General features: G+C 59.7%; 13 protein-coding genes. 2 read left to right on the top strand and 11 right to left on the bottom strand.

Translation table 11 applies throughout. The annotated features are described in order from the left end of the window. Positions 1-6 precede the first annotated feature (6 nt). The 3 genes from F3H35_RS13440 to trbB are packed head-to-tail and all read right to left on the bottom strand — an operon-like array spanning position 7 to position 1,567. Positions 7-288 (bottom strand): VirB3 family type IV secretion system protein, encoded by a 282-nt coding sequence (locus tag F3H35_RS13440; RefSeq protein ID WP_149780082.1) that lies wholly within the window; start codon positions 286-288, stop codon positions 7-9. After that, positions 288-620, bottom strand: coding sequence for a TrbC/VirB2 family protein (locus tag F3H35_RS13435; RefSeq protein WP_149780081.1), 333 nt, complete (start codon positions 618-620; stop codon positions 288-290). The genes F3H35_RS13440 and F3H35_RS13435 overlap by 1 nt, the downstream gene beginning before the upstream one ends. Then, positions 617-1,567 (bottom strand): P-type conjugative transfer ATPase TrbB, encoded by a 951-nt coding sequence (gene trbB / locus F3H35_RS13430; protein WP_449619071.1) that lies wholly within the window; start codon positions 1,565-1,567, stop codon positions 617-619. The genes F3H35_RS13435 and trbB overlap by 4 nt, the downstream gene beginning before the upstream one ends. A 262-nt stretch (positions 1,568-1,829) precedes the next feature. On the opposite strand from trbB, the gene F3H35_RS13425 reads away from it, so the two are divergent. Both F3H35_RS13425 and F3H35_RS13420 read left to right on the top strand, forming a co-directional pair. Continuing rightward, on the top strand, positions 1,830-2,243 hold the full coding sequence (locus F3H35_RS13425; RefSeq protein ID WP_149780079.1) for an MbcA/ParS/Xre antitoxin family protein: 414 nt from the start codon (positions 1,830-1,832) through the stop codon (positions 2,241-2,243). Positions 2,244-2,260: 17 nt separating this feature from the next. Then, a complete protein-coding gene (locus F3H35_RS13420; protein WP_394852316.1) occupies positions 2,261-2,929 on the top strand; it encodes an RES family NAD+ phosphorylase in 669 nt (222 codons plus the stop codon). Positions 2,930-3,081: 152 nt separating this feature from the next. Here F3H35_RS13420 and F3H35_RS13415 read toward each other — a convergent pair whose 3' ends face one another. The 8 genes from F3H35_RS13415 to F3H35_RS13380 all read right to left on the bottom strand — a co-directional run. Continuing rightward, entirely contained in the window at positions 3,082-3,843 is a 762-nt protein-coding gene (locus F3H35_RS13415; protein WP_149780077.1) for an HNH endonuclease, read from the bottom strand. Further along, positions 3,840-5,000, bottom strand: a complete 1,161-nt coding sequence (locus F3H35_RS13410; RefSeq protein ID WP_149780076.1) for an ImmA/IrrE family metallo-endopeptidase — start codon at positions 4,998-5,000, stop codon at positions 3,840-3,842. The genes F3H35_RS13415 and F3H35_RS13410 overlap by 4 nt, the downstream gene beginning before the upstream one ends. 3 nt (positions 5,001-5,003) lie before the next feature. Next, complete coding sequence (locus tag F3H35_RS13405) at positions 5,004-8,984, bottom strand: Eco57I restriction-modification methylase domain-containing protein (RefSeq protein WP_149780075.1); 3,981 nt, start codon at positions 8,982-8,984, stop codon at positions 5,004-5,006. A 2-nt stretch (positions 8,985-8,986) separates the two neighbouring features. Beyond that, a complete protein-coding gene (locus F3H35_RS13400; protein WP_149780074.1) occupies positions 8,987-11,752 on the bottom strand; it encodes a DEAD/DEAH box helicase in 2,766 nt (921 codons plus the stop codon). Positions 11,753-11,755: 3 nt separating this feature from the next. Continuing rightward, a complete protein-coding gene (locus F3H35_RS13395) occupies positions 11,756-16,936 on the bottom strand; it encodes a DEAD/DEAH box helicase (protein WP_149780073.1) in 5,181 nt (1,726 codons plus the stop codon). A gap of 8 nt (positions 16,937-16,944) precedes the next feature. Continuing rightward, complete coding sequence (locus tag F3H35_RS13390) at positions 16,945-17,820, bottom strand: WYL domain-containing protein (RefSeq protein ID WP_149780072.1); 876 nt, start codon at positions 17,818-17,820, stop codon at positions 16,945-16,947. Positions 17,821-17,993: 173 nt separating this feature from the next. Next, complete coding sequence (locus F3H35_RS13385; RefSeq protein ID WP_149780071.1) at positions 17,994-18,413, bottom strand: ribbon-helix-helix protein, CopG family; 420 nt, start codon at positions 18,411-18,413, stop codon at positions 17,994-17,996. A 10-nt stretch (positions 18,414-18,423) separates the two neighbouring features. Then, the coding region (locus F3H35_RS13380; protein ID WP_149780070.1) for a type IV secretory system conjugative DNA transfer family protein at positions 18,424-19,369 on the bottom strand (946 nt) is incomplete at its 5' end.

The raw sequence follows: 19,369 nt of genomic DNA, 5'->3' as shown, positions 1-19,369 counted from the left end.
GCTGCCTCAGACCTCGAGATGACCGGGGAGGCGCAGATGCCGGCGCCCGACCTCGACGAAGAGCGGATCGCGCCGTGCGGCCCAGACCGCCACCACGTGGCCCAGAAGGCCGATGACGATGCCCGCGATCCAGATCTGCAGCCCGAGCCCGATGGCCCCGGCCAGCGTCCCGTTCAGGATCGCGAAGGCCCGCGGCGCACCGGCCAGCAGGATCGGCTCGGTCAACGCGCGGTGCACCGTCACGGTGAAGCCCGACACGTCCGCCAACTGCTCAAACGCGCCGTCCATCAGATCAATGCCCCGCCGCCGAAGCTGAAGAAGCTCAGGAAGAAGGAACTGGCCGCGAAGGCGATGGAGATGCCGAAGACGATCTGGATCAGGCGGCGAAAGCCCCCGGAGGTGTCGCCGAAGGCCAGTGTCAGGCCGGTGACGATGATGATGATGACCGCGATGATCTTGGCGACCGGCCCCTCGATCGACTCGAGGATCGATTGCAGCGGCGCTTCCCAAGGCATGGAGGAGCCTGCCGCCCGGGCAGGCCCGGCCAGCATCAGGGTGACGGTGGCGTAGGTGACGGCATGGGCGGCCTGCACGCGCAGCCGGTGAAGGGATCGGGTCATGAGGGTTCTCCTGTGTCGGTTTCCGTCCCGGTCGGCAGCGCCGCCGGGGTGATGCGGTAGTCGCCGTCCGGTCCCAGCCCGTCGACGCGGGCGAGTTCGGCGAGATGCCGATTGGCGCCGCGCCCGGAGAGGACGGCGATGAGATCGATGGTCTTGGCGATGAGGGCGCGCGGTACGGTGACCACGGCTTCCTGGATGAGCTGCTCCATCCGGCGCAGGGCGCCGAGGGCCGAGCCCGCATGAATGGTGCCGATGCCGCCCGGATGGCCGGTGCCCCAGGCCTTCAAGAGGTCCAGCGCTTCGGCCCCGCGCACCTCGCCGATGGGAATGCGGTCGGGGCGCAGGCGGAGCGAGGAGCGGACGAGATCGGAGAGCGAGGCGACACCATCCTTGGTGCGCAGCGCGACGAGGTTCGGGGCTGTGCATTGCAGCTCGCGCGTGTCCTCGATGATCACGACGCGGTCGGACGATCCGGCCACTTCGGCCAGAAGCGCATTGGTCAGCGTCGTCTTTCCGGTGGAGGTCCCGCCCGCCACGAGGATATTGGCCCGCGCGGCAACGCCCTCGCGCAACAGTGTCGCCTGGGTCTCGGTCATGATCCCGGCAGCGACGTAGTCGGCGAGCGTGAAGACCGCGACGGCGGGCTTGCGGATCGCGAAACAGGGCGCGGTGACCACGGGCGGCAGGAGCCCTTCGAAGCGCTCGCCGGTATCGGGCAGTTCGGCCGAAACGCGCGGGCGCGCGGCATGCACCTCGGCTCCGACGTGATGGGCGACGAGCCGCACGATCCGCTCGCCATCGGCGGGTGACAACGTGGCGCCGGTATCGGAGAGCCCCTCGGACAGCCGGTCGATCCAGAGCCGCCCGTCGGGATTGAGCATGACCTCGACAATCATCGGGTCTTCCATAAACCCGGCGATGGCGGGCCCGAGCGCCGTGCGCAGCATCCGCGCGCCGCGTGCCATCGCCTCTGGTTTCCGAGCTGCCTCTGCCATGCTGTCCCCGTTCCGTGAGGGACCGCCAACGGGCGGCCCTGGATCGGGTCCATCAAGAAAACCGGAAACCGGCTTTGCTCAACAGCTCTTCAAGGGGCGTAGGGCTCTGGCGTGCAAAGACAGGGAAATGGGTGGGAGACCATTGCAGCTGCACCGCACGGCCCGTCTTGCCTTTTGGCACACATTCTCTATATTGATGCCAAAGGAGACAGCCATGCAGTTCGCCACGATCCAGCCCGTCACCGCCCGCACCGATCTTCCCGTCATCACCGACGAGGAGGCCGCCGCGCTGGCGCGCACCACCGTCAACCTGTTCCGGGCCTGGGAGCTGACGGATGCGGAAGCCCGCACATTGCTGGGCGACATGGCGCAGCGGACGTGGGCCCGCTGGAAGACCGGCGATATCGGCCGGATCGACCGCGACCTGCGCGCGCGCATGGCGATCCTGATGGGGATCCACAAGGCGCTGCGCTATCTCTTCACCGACCCGGCCCGGGGCTATGCCTGGATCCGCAAGCCGAACGCCGCCTTCGCGGGCCGGAGCGCGCTTGACGTCATGCTCCGGGGAGAGATCACCGACCTGATCGATCTACGCGCCTATCTCGATGCCGAACGGGGTGCCTGGTGAATGTCGCTGTCCGGCGCGTGACCTGGCCGCGCACGGTCCGCATCATCCGCTCGATCCATCCGCCCATCGACCTCTTCGAGGACATCGCCGATCCGGCCGACTGGGAGGCGCTGGCCTCGGCCGAGGCCAAGTTCAACCCGCGCATCCGCGAGAGCATCGGTGATCTCTCCAAGGTGCCCGTCGCTCGCCGCGTGACCGGGCCCGGCGCAAGCTGGGTCATGGCGCCTTTCGTGCATTGCTCGCCGCTCAGGCCCGGACGGTTCTCGGATGGCAGCTTCGGCCTCTACTACGCAGGCGACCGTACCGAGGTGGCGATCGCCGAGACCGTCCATCACCACGCCCGCTTCATGCGCGCTACGGACGAAGCGCCGGGCTGGACCTCGCAGTTCCGCGAGCTGATCGGATCGATCGACGCCGATCTCGACGACGCCACGGGCCGCGCCGATCTGCTGGATCCTGACGACTACCGTCCGTCGCAACTCTTCGGAGCCGAACGCCGTGCGGCCGGCTCGAACGGCATCACCTGGCCCAGCGTGCGCTTTCCCGAGGGCGAGTGCATCGCCGTCTTCTGGCCCGACGTGATCCCGATCCCGGCCCAAGGGGCGCATTTCGCTTATCACTGGAACGGCGCGGCAGTCGATTATGTGAAGCGTCTGGATGATGGGGAGGTGTTGCGAGTCTTGTGACGTTGGAAACCGAAGTCCGATGGGATGACCGTTCGACGCATACCGGACCTTCCAGAAATCCGGCGAAGGTCAAGACCTTGCGCAGAATTGGGTCCCCCCGCGCAAGCCCCTATGTTTTCTGAGTTCAGCAGAAATCTTTGTTGGCCTATTACTTAGCCGCCGTATCCTTTTTCGAACACTTCGCTGCGGTGCCATTCCAAGTGGGCACGGTGCTTGTCTGTCAGGCGAATTGGCGCCTGCCATCTCAATTCGGCAGCAGCCGTTTCACTCAGCTGAGTTGAAAACTGCGGGTGGCCGCCGTCATCGAAGGTAACGAGGCCGCGGTCGAACGCGGCATCCCAGAGCGCCGACAGAAGGAAGCCGTTGTGCACGTCCAGTCGATCCTCGTCGCTTTCGCAATCCTTCCAAGGCTTGATGTGGGAGGCCCGCAGCAAGGCGTGGTCGGAAATGCCCGTCAGCGGGCAACTGCCCTGCCAGTAGGTGATCAGACGGTCGCGGAATATGCCCTGTCCAACGCGCTGAACCACCAGACGCTCCGCTTCGGTCGCCTTTGGCATCCCCTTCGTTTGGTGCAGGAACTCTTGCAGGGGGGCGTCGGGGAGACTGACGGCGAGTTCGTAAAGGCGAGGCATGATAGCGTAGAGCGAAGTTAGCGATGCGAACCGAAAGCGGGCCACTCCAGGCCCAACGGAGTCAGACATCTCGAGACCGATTTCTCCCAACACACCGGCATGGTCGATCGCGAGCAGCCAATTACCGTTCTCCTCTGCCGCCAGCCAGATCGAACCTTGCGCTGTGGTCGAGCTGTATCGCCGCCAGCCTTCAGTTTCGCCATGAGTCCGGCGAAATCCGTTCTGGAACGCGATCTTGTCGCACTCCTGTCGAATGACGAAAGGCTGGGGCGCTTCGATCATGACTTCTCGTTCCACAGCTTGTGCGAGGCAATTCCCATGGCAGTTTCAACAGCATTGGCGGCCCGCGTCACAGCATACAGATTCAGGTCCTCAAACGCGCCTTTGTAATTTGCGAGGTAGCTCTCGCTCCTTGGCGTTAACCCATTTCGCATGGCAACAAGGTAGGCAACCATCTCGGCCTCCACTTCCATCAACGCATGCGGTGTATCCCGCCGATCAGGAACCCGTCGTCCGGCATCAGACCCGAGGTGTCCAAGATAGAGGTGTGCCAACTCGTGTGCCACGGTTACAAAGCGCGTCGGCGCGGCGTGGTTTCGATTGTAGGCGAGTTGATAAACGTTCTTGCCGGTCTTGGCCTTGGATTCAGCCAGAAGACGTATCCAGCCTGCCTGTCCATCACCGGAGTCCAGGACAACGAGATCGATCCGCTCCTTGGCGACTGCGCGCATAAACTCGGAAAACCGGTTGTCACTCAGGTCTCCAAAAGTCGGGAACGCGAACGCATCAACCGGCACATCGCGGCCTTCCGTATCTAGAATATCGAAGACGAAATCGACTGGACCTTTGGTGCGCAAGACCAGCAAGGGGCGCGTGCCCTTTTTCGGGACACGCCCAAAGCGATGCCACCAGTCATGCGCAGTCGCGGCATGGGTCAGGCCCGGCTTCTGGATGTGGAGCAGCATTGCATTGAACGGGGCGAACTCCCGCAAGTTGATCGTGAAGGAGAACAGCGCCTCGATTGCCTCGCTCGAGTCATATAGCTTTGTTGCAGCGATGAGTTGTTCTATCAAAGCGCGTTCCTGGGGGTCTTGCGCTTGCGTTGCACCAAACAGATCGGCCTGCTCGGCCAACCCGGCGATCTGAACACCATCAAAGAGGCCGCCAAGTTTATCGGACGCGAACAGGGAGGCAGGATCATCAGCCTGCCGACCTCTGGCAAACGGATCGAGGCCGCTTTGAGGAAGCGTGTCGATGAAGGCATAAAGATGATCCAGCATTCTGCGCCGTCCCCGCTTTGTAAGACCCGCCATCTTCCCGGCCATGGTGATCTCTTGGGCGATACGCACCAAGTCGTCGCCCCGAGATCCGAACGTCACAAAGGCGTCGCAGAAATGCTGCTCTGCCCGCTCCATCAGTGACGAGTCGAGCGCCACCATCCCCTACATCCCCATCGTCGTGAATTCGCCGTTCGCTTCCATGCGGTCCCAAGCGGCGAGGACGAGGCGGCGGGTCCGGTATTCGCCGAGGTGGCGGATTTCCTTTTCCTTGAGGACGCGGAAGGTTTCCGAGGGGTAGTCGGGGCCCTTCACGTCGGCGGGGTCGAGGATGTAGCGCAGCTCGTCGCGGGTCAGGCCGTAGGCGCGGGCGTAGAAGGCGTCGAGCTCGGCGCGGAGGAGCGCGCGGCGGTCCTCGTCCCAGGCGAAGGGCGAAACGTCATGGCCCAGATTGCGGGCGAAGGGGGCGAGGCTGTGCGAGGTGTACGTGAGTTCCAGCACCCTCGGCGTGATGAAGGTAAGGCGAGAATCCGTGTAGAAATCAGGCGGCAGGACAGGGAATTGGTTCACGTGGAAGAAGTTGATATTTACGCCGCCGACCTTTCTGCGCACAGCGAAGTCAAGAATGACGCTGGAGAGGTTTGCATAAAGCGCAGCATACTTTTCGGCGCGCTCTGCGATCTTCAACAAATTAAGGCTATCTCCGAAGCCAACCGGGGGAATGAGGGTTGGGAAGAGTGTCCTCTCATTTCCGATTCCAGTGACCTTGTTGAAAACAAGGAGGGCGGGAATTTTCCAATCCGCAAGCCTTGCAGACACATCTCCTTGCGAAACCCAGTAAAACGGCTCTACTTCATAGTTTGGATCTTTATGTTGAGCTGGTTCGGTGGGCGGGAGAACCCGATATCCTCTCGAGTCCCCCCGTTCGCCATAGGACGCCGCACGATGATCATAGTGAGAGAGCATTTTCGCTTCGTAGAGTGGCACGTACCGATGTGGTCGTCGCGGCGCGCCTCCCACGAGAGGCAGAGATCTGGCGTCATGACCTTCAACTGCCAACTCCCCCTGCGCGGGACTGGTACCAGCCGCAATCCAATCGACACCATCACGCACGAAGCCAGCCTGCTTCAACTGCGATCCTGTCATGAACAAGGCGCTGTCATTCGACATATGGAACATTGCCATATAGCTGACGCCCCATGGGTTTCCCGCTGCCCCCGCAGCTTCGTTCATAAGCACCACCGTATTCCGGTACATCTTTGCAGTGAGTTCTGCGTCCCATTGCGATCTGAAGACCGGGGCAGTCTTTGTGTTAGGATTGATAGTGGCTATTTGCTCCGGGCTTAGGGTGAAGTTGCGTTCAGCCTCAGCCAGCTGGGCTGGCTCAGTGAGGAAGAAGGCAAAGCGCGCTTCTGGTTCGTCTTTTCCCAATGTAAGAAGGCTGAACTTAAAGCTCCGATGTACGGATGTGAAAACCGGCGCAGAATTTTCAAAGTCAAAAAAACTCGCCAGCCGCTTTTCATCGACTAGATGAGCAAAGAAGGGAGCTGTGGTTGCGTCGGTTGCTACGCCAGTTGGAACGATGACGCCAGCTCGCCCTTTGGGGCCAACAAGGCATGAAAAGAGCTCTGCAAAAAGCGCGTAAGTGTTTACATCACCAGTACCTGTGTATTGGAATCGGCCTCCTTCCTCCGATTTTATCCTTACAAACGCTGATATTGCCTCACTGAGCCTCTTCTCCCTCTCGAAATCCTCATGAAGTTTTCGCTTGCTGGAGCCGGGCTCCGCATAACGCAGCGCTTTGATCAGGCGATCACGAGCAGCCTTATTTTGCGCTGTGGCAATCTCCGAATCGCGCGACGCAAAGAACTCTTTTTCCTGAAGCTTTATCTTCTCCCAAGGCGGATTTCCGAGGACAACGTCGAAGCCACCACGTCCTAAGATGTCCGGAAACTCCAGCGGCCAGTGCAACGCCCGCGCCTCCGTCGCTGCCTTCGCGTTCTCCATGATGGGCTTGCGGCCTTTGCCCTGGCCAACCGCCAGCCAGACATCCTGAGAGATCGGCACGGTGCGTTCGGAATCGCCGCTCGGCACCTCTACCGTTTTCGGTAGAAGGAAGGCCGCGGTGTAGAGGTTGCAGCCCATGCGCGCTCGCAGGAAAGCGTCCTGCTTGCGGAGCGAGCGGTAGGCCTTCGCCTTGGCCTCCACGTCCGCGACAGTGTCCTCTGGCAGGTCGCGCAGGTCGGAGAACTCGGCAGAGAGCGGCGCGGTGGGCAGGTCGGACCGGCCACCTGTGAAGTCGAACGTGCCCTGGCCCTTCTTCGCGTCCTTGTTGGCGCGCTCGTAGAATTTGGCGACGTCCTTGTCGTCGCCGGTCAGCGGCTTGTAGGCGGCATCGGGGATGCCGTCCTCCAGCACCTTCAGGTCGAAGACGCCGAGCAGCGCATCGCCGCAACGGATCTGCGCGTCAAAGAAGCCGAGGGGAAGGCCGGGGTCCACCGTTTCGATCCAGAGCGCGACCTTGGTCAGCTCCACCGCCATCGGGTTGCGGTCCACCCCGTGCAGGCAGGACCGCGCAACATCACGCAGGGCATGGCGGAAGTCGGACAGCGCGGGTGTGCCCTCGGCCCTATGCCGGGCGAGGCGCGTGGCGATGCGGCGGGCGGCGGCCAGCAGGAAGTGGCCCGAGCCGCAGGCGGGGTCGATCACGGTCAGTTTCAGCAGCTTGTCCGGCTCGGTCTTGTCCAGCACCGGGTCGAGCGCAGTGTCGAGAAGCGCCTGCACGAGGCTGTCGGGCGTGTAGTAGGAGCCGGTGGTCTTGCGTTGGTTGCCCTTCTGCTCGGCCGCCTCGGAGGCGAAGACGAGCGTCTTGCCGTCGTCGCCCAGCTGAGGCTGCAGTTCTAGGAGGGATTCGTAGACCGAGCCCAGCTCCTCCGTCTCCATTGCGCGCCAGTTCACTGGGACCATGCCGGTTTTGTCCGAGAGCCAAGAGAGGCGGTAGAGCGCCTCCATGAAGGCCTTGTTGCGCAGGCGGGCGGTCTCCAAGTGTGGCAGACGGTCGTCGGCAAAGAGGCCGCCGAGTGCCGGGAGAGCAAGTGCTGGCTGGCCATTGGCCAGCGCCTTGAAGACGATCTTGACGCCTTCGTAGCGGTCATGGTGCTTGTCCCAGGTCGCGGCGCGGTAGCATTGCTTGCGCAGCGCCGCGAGGGAGTAGCCTTGGGCGTAAAGAGCGCGAGCGTCGGTCTTGGCGTTGGTGGGGTGCAGGAGGTTCCGGTCCTCGGCCACCATGAGGAAGATCAGCCGGTACACGAGCCGCAGGAGTTCATTGAACCACTCGGTGAGGTTCACTTCACCTGATTTCAGTTTTGTCGAAAGGTCGGGGTTGGCTTCGAGGAAACCCGAACCGAGCACCTTGAGCGCGATCTGGACCTGGTCGGCAAGGCGATCCCGGGCAACCTCACCTTCCTTGGAGCCGGTCTCTCGCCACCGCTCAAGCGGGCAGTCTGTGGCGGGTGCACCTTCGTTGCCGAAACGGGACCGGTGGATCAGCAGCCAGATGACGGCGAAGGAGGCGATGTCTTCGTTCAGGAAGATCTGGGCGAGGTCAGCTTCGATATAAGCCGGGCGGGTCAGCGAGGCGTTGTCCCGCATCAGGCGCAGATGGGTGCCGTTGGTGACAATGCCCCAAAGCGCTTCGTCCTTGTCATTGAGGTAGTCCTGAAGGGCGAACGCAGGTGAGCGAGACCGGTCGACGGAGAGGGTCGGGCTGCGACGGTCCAGCGTTTCGGACGTGGGCACCACGACGAACGGCACGCGCCCGCTTGCGATCAGGGCGATGGGTGCTTCAGCAGCCGCCAGATCATCGTATCCGAAGGTTTCCTTGAAGAGGCCCGAAACAAAGCGACGTGTGGCATTCTGAGTTGGTGTCTCGATCTTGGCGAATGCATCGAAATGAGACTGCCCGACGCGGAAAGCTGTCGAGATTTCTTCGCGGATCGTCAGGCCCTTTCGAACGGAGTAGTCCTCCGGGGCCTGTTCAGGTGCGGCCCGCTGATCGATCTTTGCGATCATGGCTGGCGCGATGAGATTGCCTTCGAGGCTAAGTGAGGGCCAGGCTGACATATCGGTAATGGGCTTGCGGGCCATGCTTAAACCTCGCCCGGCATCAGGACGAACATTCCAATGACGTCAGGTGGAAGGACGGCCTCCACGCTGACACGCGAGGCCGATCCAGCCGCAGCACGCAGTCGTGCATGATCTTCGACGAGCTCCTCCGCCCGCTTTTTCACGAATGCCGCCAGCGGTCCTTCAATGAGCGTGGGCAACTCCGACTTTGCGTTGTTCACCAGCCGGTCTCGCGCAATTTGCGCAAGATCAGCAGTTGCTGGCGTGTTCAGCATTTCACGTGCGGTGTCTGCGATCGCTACAATGCTGTTCCCTTGAAGGGCAACCAGTGCGGCCTCTTCCGCGAGTAGCAGTCTTTCCTTGCGAGAATGGATGGTGAGCTTGTAGCGGATACGTAGAAGCACGAGACGGGTCATTGCTGAGACTGCCGGTGTAGGCCAAGCGCCAACGCGCCCGATGCCGAGATCTGGTAGGGCTTCGTGGTCCAGGGAAGCCTCCACAAGGCTTTCTGCAAGAGCGGCTGTGAGAGGATGGGTGCGCGTCAATAGAGACGTGCCCGAAGGCGCGGGTTCCGCAGTGGCAAGCTTGACGGATTTCTCGACTCCTCTTTGCCCCAGCTTTTCTCTCAGGCTCTCCTGCAGTGCATGAACATGCGCAATGTAGAGCGACCGCTTCTTCTCTAGAGGCACGCCAAAGCGAGACATCGCGCGTTCGACAAACTGCCGCGCATCATCCGGCGAACCGAGCAGGTCTTTGACCTTGTTCCATTCCGGTGCAACCTCGGCCGGTTTCATTGCATTCTGTGCAAAGCGCGCACGGGATTTCTTCTCGTTCTCGCTTGCATCACGCCAACGGGCATCCATCGCGTGCGTGCCGTCGTCCAGACGCAAATCAAGTGTCAGCTGTTTATGACCACCGCGACGAAGCATCATCGCGGCCATGAGTGCATCGGTGACGGGGCCGCGTTCATCGGGCAGCGGAACGGTTACACCTGTTGCTTTCCGGATTTCCTCCGCTTTGCGTAAGATGACGTCGAGGACGGCGCCATCGATAGCGCTGTCTGGCGAAAACATCATGATGGATCGAACCAGTTCGGCGGGTTGACCAAAACGGTCTACCCGGCCCTCGCGTTGTTGGTGTCGGGTCGGGTTCCACGAGAGGTCGTAGTGCACGACAGTGTCAAAAAGCTGCTGAAGGTTAATCCCCTCAGACAGGCAATCCGTCGCGACCAAGATCCGCTGAGTATCCTTTTCGCCATCTTCAATCGTCATCTCCGAAACACGATCTCGTCTCTCGTCCGGCGTGAGTTCACCGGTGACGGCCTCAATGGTCAGTTTTGGAAAAGCCTTTCGGAGGCCTTCCTTCACGTGTTCCGCCGTTGCCAGGTATCGACAAAACACGACCGGATTGGCTCCTGCTTTGATCAGCGGCTTCAGCACACTGACAAGCGCGTCAAGTTTGGGATCCTTTGCGACCGAAAGACTGGACGCTTTATCCAGCAGACCTTGGAGTGCCGGATCGTTCGCGAAGATTGTATTGGGCTCGACATCAACAGCGTCTTCGTCGTCGCCATCTTCGTCGTAGATTTGTGGCTCCAAACGCTCCGCTTCGTTCGAGGCACGATTTCTGAGAGCGCTGAGCGCTGCGGCTGGAGAGGACCCCACGCATCGCATCAAGGCGAGGGTGCCCCAAAAAGCGAGCCGCTGATCTTTTTTCTGATCACCAGCTTTCGAGACGACTTCAAGGCAGTAGTCGATAGCGGACTCTTGAAAGGCCAAGTGGTCGGCTGAAAGGCGATAAGGGAACTCGGTTGTTTCGTGCTTTGGGAAAGAGCGATCTTCGTCCCAATCGCCTTCGATGAGATCGACCCGGCGCCGCTGAACCAAGTGCCGCGCCAACCGCTCGCGGTAACGCGCATTGTCGAAATCGACTGAGGCAAACTCTTGATCAATCAGCGACAGCAAGCGCGCGAATGCTTCTTCATCTCCGGAGTGCGGTGTGGCCGTGAGCATGACGATCCTGCGTTCTGGATCCTTTGCGAGCCCCTGGAGCAAGTCGAAGCGTTGCTGCTTCCCTTTATGTGTTCCAACGCAAGCATGTGCTTCATCTACAATGACAAAGTCGGGACAGGCACGCGCAAACCCCTCCCGGCGCTTCTCTGCCTTTATGTAGTCAAGGCTGACGACCGTGAATGGGTAGGCGTCAAATAGCGTTTGGGCGAGTGGTAGGTTGCGTTCAAGGCGGGCCGCAGTGCCAGACGTCACCGGGACCGCATCAATACCGAAACGATCCTTGAGTTCTATGATCCACTGATCGACCAGGTGAGGTGGACAGAGGACTGAAAAGGCATCGACTTCACCGCGATCCATCAGTTCGCGAAGGATCAGACCCGCTTCAATGGTCTTACCGATGCCTACGTCGTCAGCGATCAGCAAACGGGGCACATGCAGTCGCAGGGCCATAAGTAGCGGAACAAGCTGATAGGTTCGCGGCTCAAAGGCGAGCTGAGCGGCAGACCGAAATGGTCCTGCACCGCGACGCAAAGTCAGTCTAAGCGCATCTGCAAGGAGTGCCGCTTTGGCTTGTACCGTGGATCGCGCGTCGTCTGGCAGATCAAATCTCGCCGCCGCGACGCTCGCGATTTCCAGCTCAGGATCTAGGATGACTACGTCGTTCTCGTTTCCCGAGAGTGGGCGAAGCGCAAGAATACCCGGCCGCGGCGCTGGAAGAGCAACCCACTCTCGACCGCGGGCAAGGACAAGATCGCCGGGAGAAAAGCTAAGCGTCATGGCCTATCCTTTAAGTAGATCGGTGAGTTGTTCGGGCACACCGGCGTCCGGACGACTTGGCAGCGAAACCAGCTCCCAACCTTTGCTCGAAGCATCTTGAGACATTTCAGACGACACGGAGTTGGCTGTTGCGGCCACGCCGTGACCTCGCCACGCGAACTCTACGTCGGTTCCGCCAAATTTGACCGGCATGGTATCCACATGTGGAAGTCCCGCTTCTTCGAAAGCCTTTACCCAGGGTGAGGCGGAGCCGTCGAAGGACGCGCGTGCCTCCAAAAGCGTCTGTCCCCGCGCCAGATCAATCAGAAGCTGCGCTACTTCTGTGCTGCTTCGATCTATCTGTTCGTGATCAGGTTGGTTGAAGTAGGAAAGGAGACAACGATAACAGCCACGCACACATGCATCGTCGGCTTTCTCAGTCAGAAGCTGCGCGTCACCCGCTTCGATTGAAGCTTCAATGTTCTCGTAGTGCATCAGTTCGAGTGCTGTCCGCGCAACTTCGCTGATCGCCTTCGGGTCATCGACCAGGCGGTTCAGGACCCCGGCTCCGCCCTCAGTCGCCTCGTAGGCAAGAATTGCTCTGCGATTGTCGCGCGCCGGAAGGGGTTCACCTAGGATTTCTCCTTCCTCAAGCTGATAAACCACTTCAATGCCCCGCATAAGTGCATGCTGAACAGTGGTGATCGTTTCAGGATCAAAGCTTTCCGGCTTCTTGAAGCGGAAGAGCAGCGCGTTCTTCCTATCCCGGACGATTGGAACGATTTTTACAGGTCTTACAACATCGGGCGGCGTGTCGGTGTCTGCGTCTTCATCTTCCGCTTTTGCCCAATACCCGGTTCGAGGATCGATGTTGAAGCCAAAGACAGTCTGATCCTTCCGGCGCTTCAGGCCTTTGTTGAGGCGGCTGATCTCTGCGCTGTTGGCATATTGAAGCGCGAGTAACGAGGTATCGCCGCACTTGAACTCGGCGTTCGTGACCTGAAGTTGCCCGTCTTTCGTGGGCCAAGCGAAAACAGTCTGAATATCGAAGCCTTGGCGTACCCGCTCTTCATCGTTGGCAGTAATACGCTCGATTGGCGCTGCCTCGACATTGTCGATACGAAGCGTGCGTTTGACTGGCACTTCTCCAGCCATGTGAGTGTCACAGCCGTGGCAGCGTTCGACCTCGCCTTCATGACATGCGCCGCAGTTCGGGCAGATGTAGATGTCTTTCGTAGCCAGTTCCGACCCGTCGCCTTCGCGCGCCTCGGGGGGAAGCTTGGCTTTCATGACACGGTATGCGCGGCCCTCATGGTAGATGAGGCTCCGAGGTCCGAATTCTGAGATCGCCAAGAAGCGTGCGCGCGACAGAAACGAGCCGCCTTTCCCTTCCCCCGGCACAAATGCATAAAGTGGCAGACGCGGAAAGTTATACCCCGGAAGAAAACCTTCTGTGGCCAAGTATCGGTAGGAGTAAAAGTCCGAGCCGTTTGACGCTTTGCCCTGTTCAAGGATCGCCAACTGGTCGCTCGCCTGCATTTGCGCAGCCTTGATCTTGCGACGATCGGAGCCGGACAGCCCCGTGATTTCGGATCGCGCGTTAGCCTCTGCGAGTTGCGTGCGCGCAGAGTTGTAAAGTTCGCGCCAGCGATCGAACGCGCGATCGAACTCCTTCGGCGCGTTCATTGCGACATGAAGTACAAATTCTTCAGGTTCGCCCATCCAAACTGGTGCTGAACCGTCGTCCGCCGCCAAGATGTGATCCAGCACCCGCTTCATCGGAGAACGGGCCCGTGCGACCAGATCAGACTTTGAGATTACGGACAGAACCTCCTCTTTGAGCGGATAGCCTGCTCCTGTGAGATCAAGGATATCTGGAATATCTGGCTTAAGGGCCAGTTTTGCCTCGGCGAGCCAAACAGCGTGCAGATGCGAGCGCACCAATTCTTCGTTGGTAATGTCCAACGCTGGAGGGCGGACAACGCCTGCCACCATATCGTTGCGGCGATCAAAGAAATACTGGTCATGTGGTGAGCCGGATGCGCAGTAAGTTACGACCACTGCCGCCTGACCCGAGCGTCCTGCGCGACCAGCGCGTTGTGCATAATTTGCTGGAGTCGGTGGGACATTGCGGAGATAGACGGCGTTCAGAGCCGAGATATCAACGCCGAGTTCCATGGTAGGCGAGCAGAACAATGCGGGCAGAAATTGGTCGGACTCACCTGAAGCGCGTATCTCGGCCCGATATTCTGACGTGCTGAGGTTGGCGCGGTCATCGTCTTCGAACCTGAAGCGCCACTCCCGCCACTCGCGTTGCTTTTGGGATACCTGCGCGGTGTGTTCGCGGCCCTCCAACCCCCAGTATGCGCTCTGGCCGGAAGCAAGATCGTTTGCGATGGAAGAGTACAGATCGTGGAAATAGCGGTTTCCACGCTTGCCTTCATCCGAAAGAGCCGCGCCTGGAACGAGCCTGACAGCCGATGGTGTCAACCGCCATCCGACCAGATCCGCATCCAGTTCGACTGGGGCGACCACGCCTTCGTCTGCAAGCAGCTCGAGAAGACGCGAGAAGAACTCGAGATAGTCTTCTTTCCCGAGTTTTGTGCCGATGACGCTCTTTTTGTTGATCAATCGAGCGATGCGCGAGTTGTGGCCCGCACGCAAAAGAGTCTGCTCTTCACGTAGGCCGATGACACCCTTCCCGGGAGCCCGCAAAAGCAAGGATGAGCGCCCACGTGGATTTTCTTTCGCATCAATAGCCCAAGGCGACCGCAGCAGAGATCGCGATTTCTGAGCGACACCGTCAAGAACGGTCAGGTCCAGCGCTTCAGTGTTGACCGCTAGACCCTCCAGCATTGCGCCGAGGACTCTTTTCAACACTTCGGCTCGTTGTTCCTCGTCAAGTTCGCCCATCTCTGGCAGCACGGTCATCAGGCGTTCGCGGTCCGAAGCAATGTCTCTGAGGCCAACGAACTCAACATCCAACAGGTTCAAGACGAACAAGCTTGGATTGGTATATCGCCAACCGCGCCGAAGATCCGTCCAGACCCGGTGCGCCAGAACCTTTGCGAGCGCTCGTTGTGCGTCTTCTCGAATAACGGCACCTGAGGAAGGATCGAGCATCCAGTGGGCACGCGCGTCTTTATTGGCGGAGGTAAAACCAAGAGCCTTGACGACTCTCAGGCCAAATTCATCCTCAGTGAGCCCTTCGTCTCCGGCAGCAATAATCGCGCGGAGAATTGCTCCACGCAGCAAGCTAACGAAAAGAAAGTCGTTGAAGTTTCCAGACTGTAGCGCCGCGTCTTGGCGATTATCGGTGAATCCAAGAAGCTTTCTCTTCGTCTCTGGAACGCCACTTTCCGGATGGTTCATCCATTCAAGTGCACTCGAAATCAGCAGGGTCGTTGCCGAACTGCGTCCCTCGCCAGACAGGCCAGCCAGCTTGCTTCGTTCCCGCATGCCTTGGTTCGGTTCATCTTGGCAGCATAGGCAAAACGCAAACTTTCCCGGTATGAACCAGAAATCCTTTCCTCCTGCGCCGTGTCGACCATCCGAGCCGACGACATAGGACACTGGAGCCCGCTTTTTTCGGTAAGACCTAAGACGTTCAATGCCATTGCGTTCTTCCCTCCAACTCTCCGGGTAACTGTCTAGATCACCGTTGAAAGCAAACTCCGGATCAGTTTCCGGGATCGGGCAAAGGTATCCTGCGACGTCATCGTCTTCATCAGCTTCGAGCGGCGTGTCATCAATGTTTCGGGGCAAAAATTTGATTTGACCGTCGTTGTCGCTCTTGGTGACAACGTGATACTCGTGTCCGCAACTTCGGCAAAAACGTGTTGGGTAAAGGCGGTCTCCGGGCGAATCCGGATCCTCGAGCTGGCCTTCGAATAGAACAGTTCGAGGCCGCGAAGCCAAAGTCGTGAAAACCTCACCTGCTCCAGAAATGAACCTGTGTAACTTGAACGCGAGAAACGCGACCTCGCCTGGTCCTCCACGCTCCTGTTCGGGAAGGCTGACGCGGGTCAGGAAACCCTCAAGCGCGGTTCTACACTGACCTGTCTCAACGCCGCTATCTTCGGCGAGCCGGAGGACCGCGTCCTCGAAGGGGATAGGTTTTTTCCTCTTGAGTTCCAAACCGTCATCAAGGCCGAGCGCAAGCTCCGCCCAAACTGCCAACGGGTGCCGCTTTAAAACTTCATCACTCAAATTGTCCGGCAACGGTTGGTTCAGGACCGCTGCGAGTCCAGCCTTGGCTTGAGCGAGATCAATGGAGTCATCTGTTGCACGCTGCAGGGATTCATCGATGACAGCGTCCGGCCCGATATCAGAACCGAACAGGCGGGTCGCCACCTTGGCCACAGCCAGCGCTCTGCTTTCATCGGAGCCTTCAGATGCCATGGTCGCGGATGTGCCGATGCAGATCGGGGCCTTGTCTGGTGCGCAGCGATTGCGCAGCCTGCGAACAAGTACGGCAACGTCGGCGCCTTGGCGGCCTCGGTACGTGTGAAGCTCGTCAAGGATGATGAATTCTAGGCCGGAAGCGTTGTTGATAACCTGGGAGTCGAGTTCATCCTGCCGGGTAAGAAGTAGCTCAGCCATCATGTAGTTGGTCAGCAGAATGTCTGGCGGGTTGGCTGCGATCTTCAAGCGTTCTTCGCGGCTCTCCTGACCCGTATAGCGTTTGACGATCGGCTTCAGAGCATCTGGCAGCCCAGATTGGCCGATGAACTTGTCAATTTCCTTGAGCTGGCTGTTGGCAAGCGCGTTCATTGGGTAGACGATTATCGCGCGGGTCTTGCGCGGCTTGCCGGCTCTGAGCGCGCGAATGATCGTGTCGACGATGGGTACAAAGAAGCAAAGAGATTTACCGGAACCTGTCCCAGTGGTCACGACAAAGCTTTTTCCAGTCTTTGCCTTTGCAATTGCTTCTGCCTGATGGCGGTGAAAGCGGAGCGGGGTTTCTCCAAACCGAAAGACCTGTCCTGTGCCTTCATCCAGATCGCCGGAGGTGACCAGATTGTCCACCGTTGGCCCTGAAAGGAATCGAGGATTAAGGGACAGCAAAGCATCAGGCCAAAAGCGCCCGGCATCGTATTGCGCATCAATTTCAGCCCGAAGATCGTCAGAGCGAATTGAACTGAACGACCGGGAAAACCGTTCGTAAGAGCTGATAAGATGATGGTCGAATTCAAACGCTTTCATGAAAATTCCTACAAAACCTGACCGGCGCTGCGCTCGCCAAGAACGACGTCTCGATTGATCAAAACAATTTGCTGTTCGTGGGGTTTTCGCGCTGAGGGGTCAGTGTCCAGCCCGAGACGCTTGAGCGCGTAGTAGAGTAGCGCGCGGCGAACCTTGATCTTCGCCTTGCCGCCACGCATCCCATAGTCCAGCGCGATCACCTTTTTCTGGTCCTCGGAGAGTTTAGGGTGGGGGCAAATCTCAAGCGTGACGTGCTCTTGCCAGTCCGCATCGGCAGCATCCGTGACCTCACTGCCTTCAACACTGCGCGTCGAGATGATGCGAGAGAGCAGGAAGTCCTTGAATACATCGTCCGTTCTACAGAACGCCCGAGTGTGCCATCGGAAACCGTCGAACCCGATGGCGTGAGGTGCGATCCATCGCCAACTCGGCTCGGGGCGCGAAAGGGACTGATACTTCACCTCGATGGCCTCGGATCGGCGGATGGCACCTACAACGGACCGCAGAGTGACAGGGTTCACGCCACGGGCCGGGGTTGGCGCAGCATCATAGGATGGCAGTTCAGCGATCCAGGTATCGTCGCTGTCCATGATGCCGTCGGCCAAGGACCGTAGCTGTGCGAGGTACCGGCTGGCGTCAGGTTTCAAGAACTGTGCGGCATAGTCGGGTCCACGGACATACGTCCGCGCGCTCTTGTCATAGACCATGTTGTCCGGGGCGAAGCCAATGTAGCGGTTCAGATCGGCGGATGCCTGGTTCACCGATAGCCCGAACTGTTCCATCAAATCGCTACGGTTCACATGCCCTTCCCAAAACAATCGAAATTCGATGAACTCGAGTCGCTGTGCAACCCCCCATCGAAGATCTGACTTGCCGCTTTCCACCACGTTCCCCGTAATTGTCGGCGCGCACGAAAATCATACGCACCCATTTTTTGTGCTGTCTTTTTTGTAGGTGTGATTCCTGAGGAACGCAACGAAAGCTTGCGCTGAAAAGAAAACATATTGCGGAATTTTAATAACTTAAAGGCCTTTTGGCAAAAGCACATGCGGTCGCTTTATGTGTTCCCATGTCCCTTATCCTGGTCCCCAACCACCTCATCCGCAAACCACCGCCCCTTCTGCACCCGCTTGCCCAGCGTCTCGACGAAGCCATCAAACCGTTCGCGCCCTTTGGCCTGTGCAGCAGCCTGCTGCTCAGGTGCGATCGGCGGGGTGATGGTGAGCCAGAAGCGGACGAAGAGTGCGAGCGTCTCGGTCGTGATCCGCTGGTCGCGTTCCAGCCGCGCGACCTGGCGCGAGAGGCGATCGAGGCGGCGCGTTAGGGCGGCCTCCTGCATGTCGGCATGATCAGGCGAGAGGAAGGACTCGACCGCCGCCTCGACGACTGCCGAGCGGGTCACGCGTTTCCGGTCAGCGATGTCGTTGATCCGACCGATCAACTCGGCTGGCAGAGAAAGGTTGAGGCGGTCGCGCATGGGTCAGTCCTCAAAGATCGATACCTTCATTGCGGTCCATCGAGGCCTGACGGGCCACCTGCCCCATCCGCTTGCGAAGGGCTTGCCTTTGCCGCGCGGCCTCCTCCGGTTCGTCCTCGAGCATCATCTCGAATTCGCGCGCCGGACCGGCAGACTTTTCTGGAGCTGCAGCCACATGGTCGGGCAAGTCTGGTTCCCGACGCAGGCCCGCGTTGGCCTCATCGGCATTGGTCGATGGCGCGGACGCGCCCCCCGGTGTATCGGCTTCTATGGTCGGAAGTGATGACCATGGATCATCCTGCATCATCGGCGTGCCTTGCTTCGGATCTGGGGGCGGCACCACGCGATCGACGAACCGCCTGTCCTCGAAATACCGAGCCTTCTTCGCCCGGATCGGCGGAGAGCCTGCGACCATGACGATCTCGTCGTCAGGCGGCAGCTGCATGATCTCACCCGGCGTCAGCAGCTGGCGTGCCGTCTCGGAGCGCGAGACCATGAGGTGACCCAGCCAGGGCGCCAGCCGGTGCCCGGCGTAGTTGCGCATTGCCTTCATCTCGGTTGCCGTGCCAAGGGCATCCGAGACGCGCTTGGCTGTTCGTTCGTCGTTTGTGGCGAAGCTCACCCGGACATGGCAATTGTCGAGGATGGCGTTGTTTTGGCCGTAGGCCTTCTCGATCTGATTGAGTGACTGTGCGATCAAGAAGCTCTTGATCCCGTAACCCGCCATGAAGGCCAGCGCGCTTTCAAAGAAGTCGAGCCGTCCGAGCGCGGGGAATTCGTCGAGCATCATCAGGACACGATGGCGACGGCGTGTGTCCTTCAGATCCTCGGTCAGACGTCGACCGATCTGGTTCAGCACAATGAGCTGCCCCCAGTGAAGTGGTCCACCAACCGGGATAGGATTATCCTGCAATTTGGAGGACCAGAGAATGGCTGGGAAACGAGAGACGCCAGAA

The sequence above is a fragment of the Roseovarius litoreus genome (assembly GCF_900142765.1).
Lineage (GTDB): Bacteria > Pseudomonadota > Alphaproteobacteria > Rhodobacterales > Rhodobacteraceae > Roseovarius > Roseovarius litoreus.
This window is presented reverse-complemented; position numbering and strand designations above follow the sequence as displayed.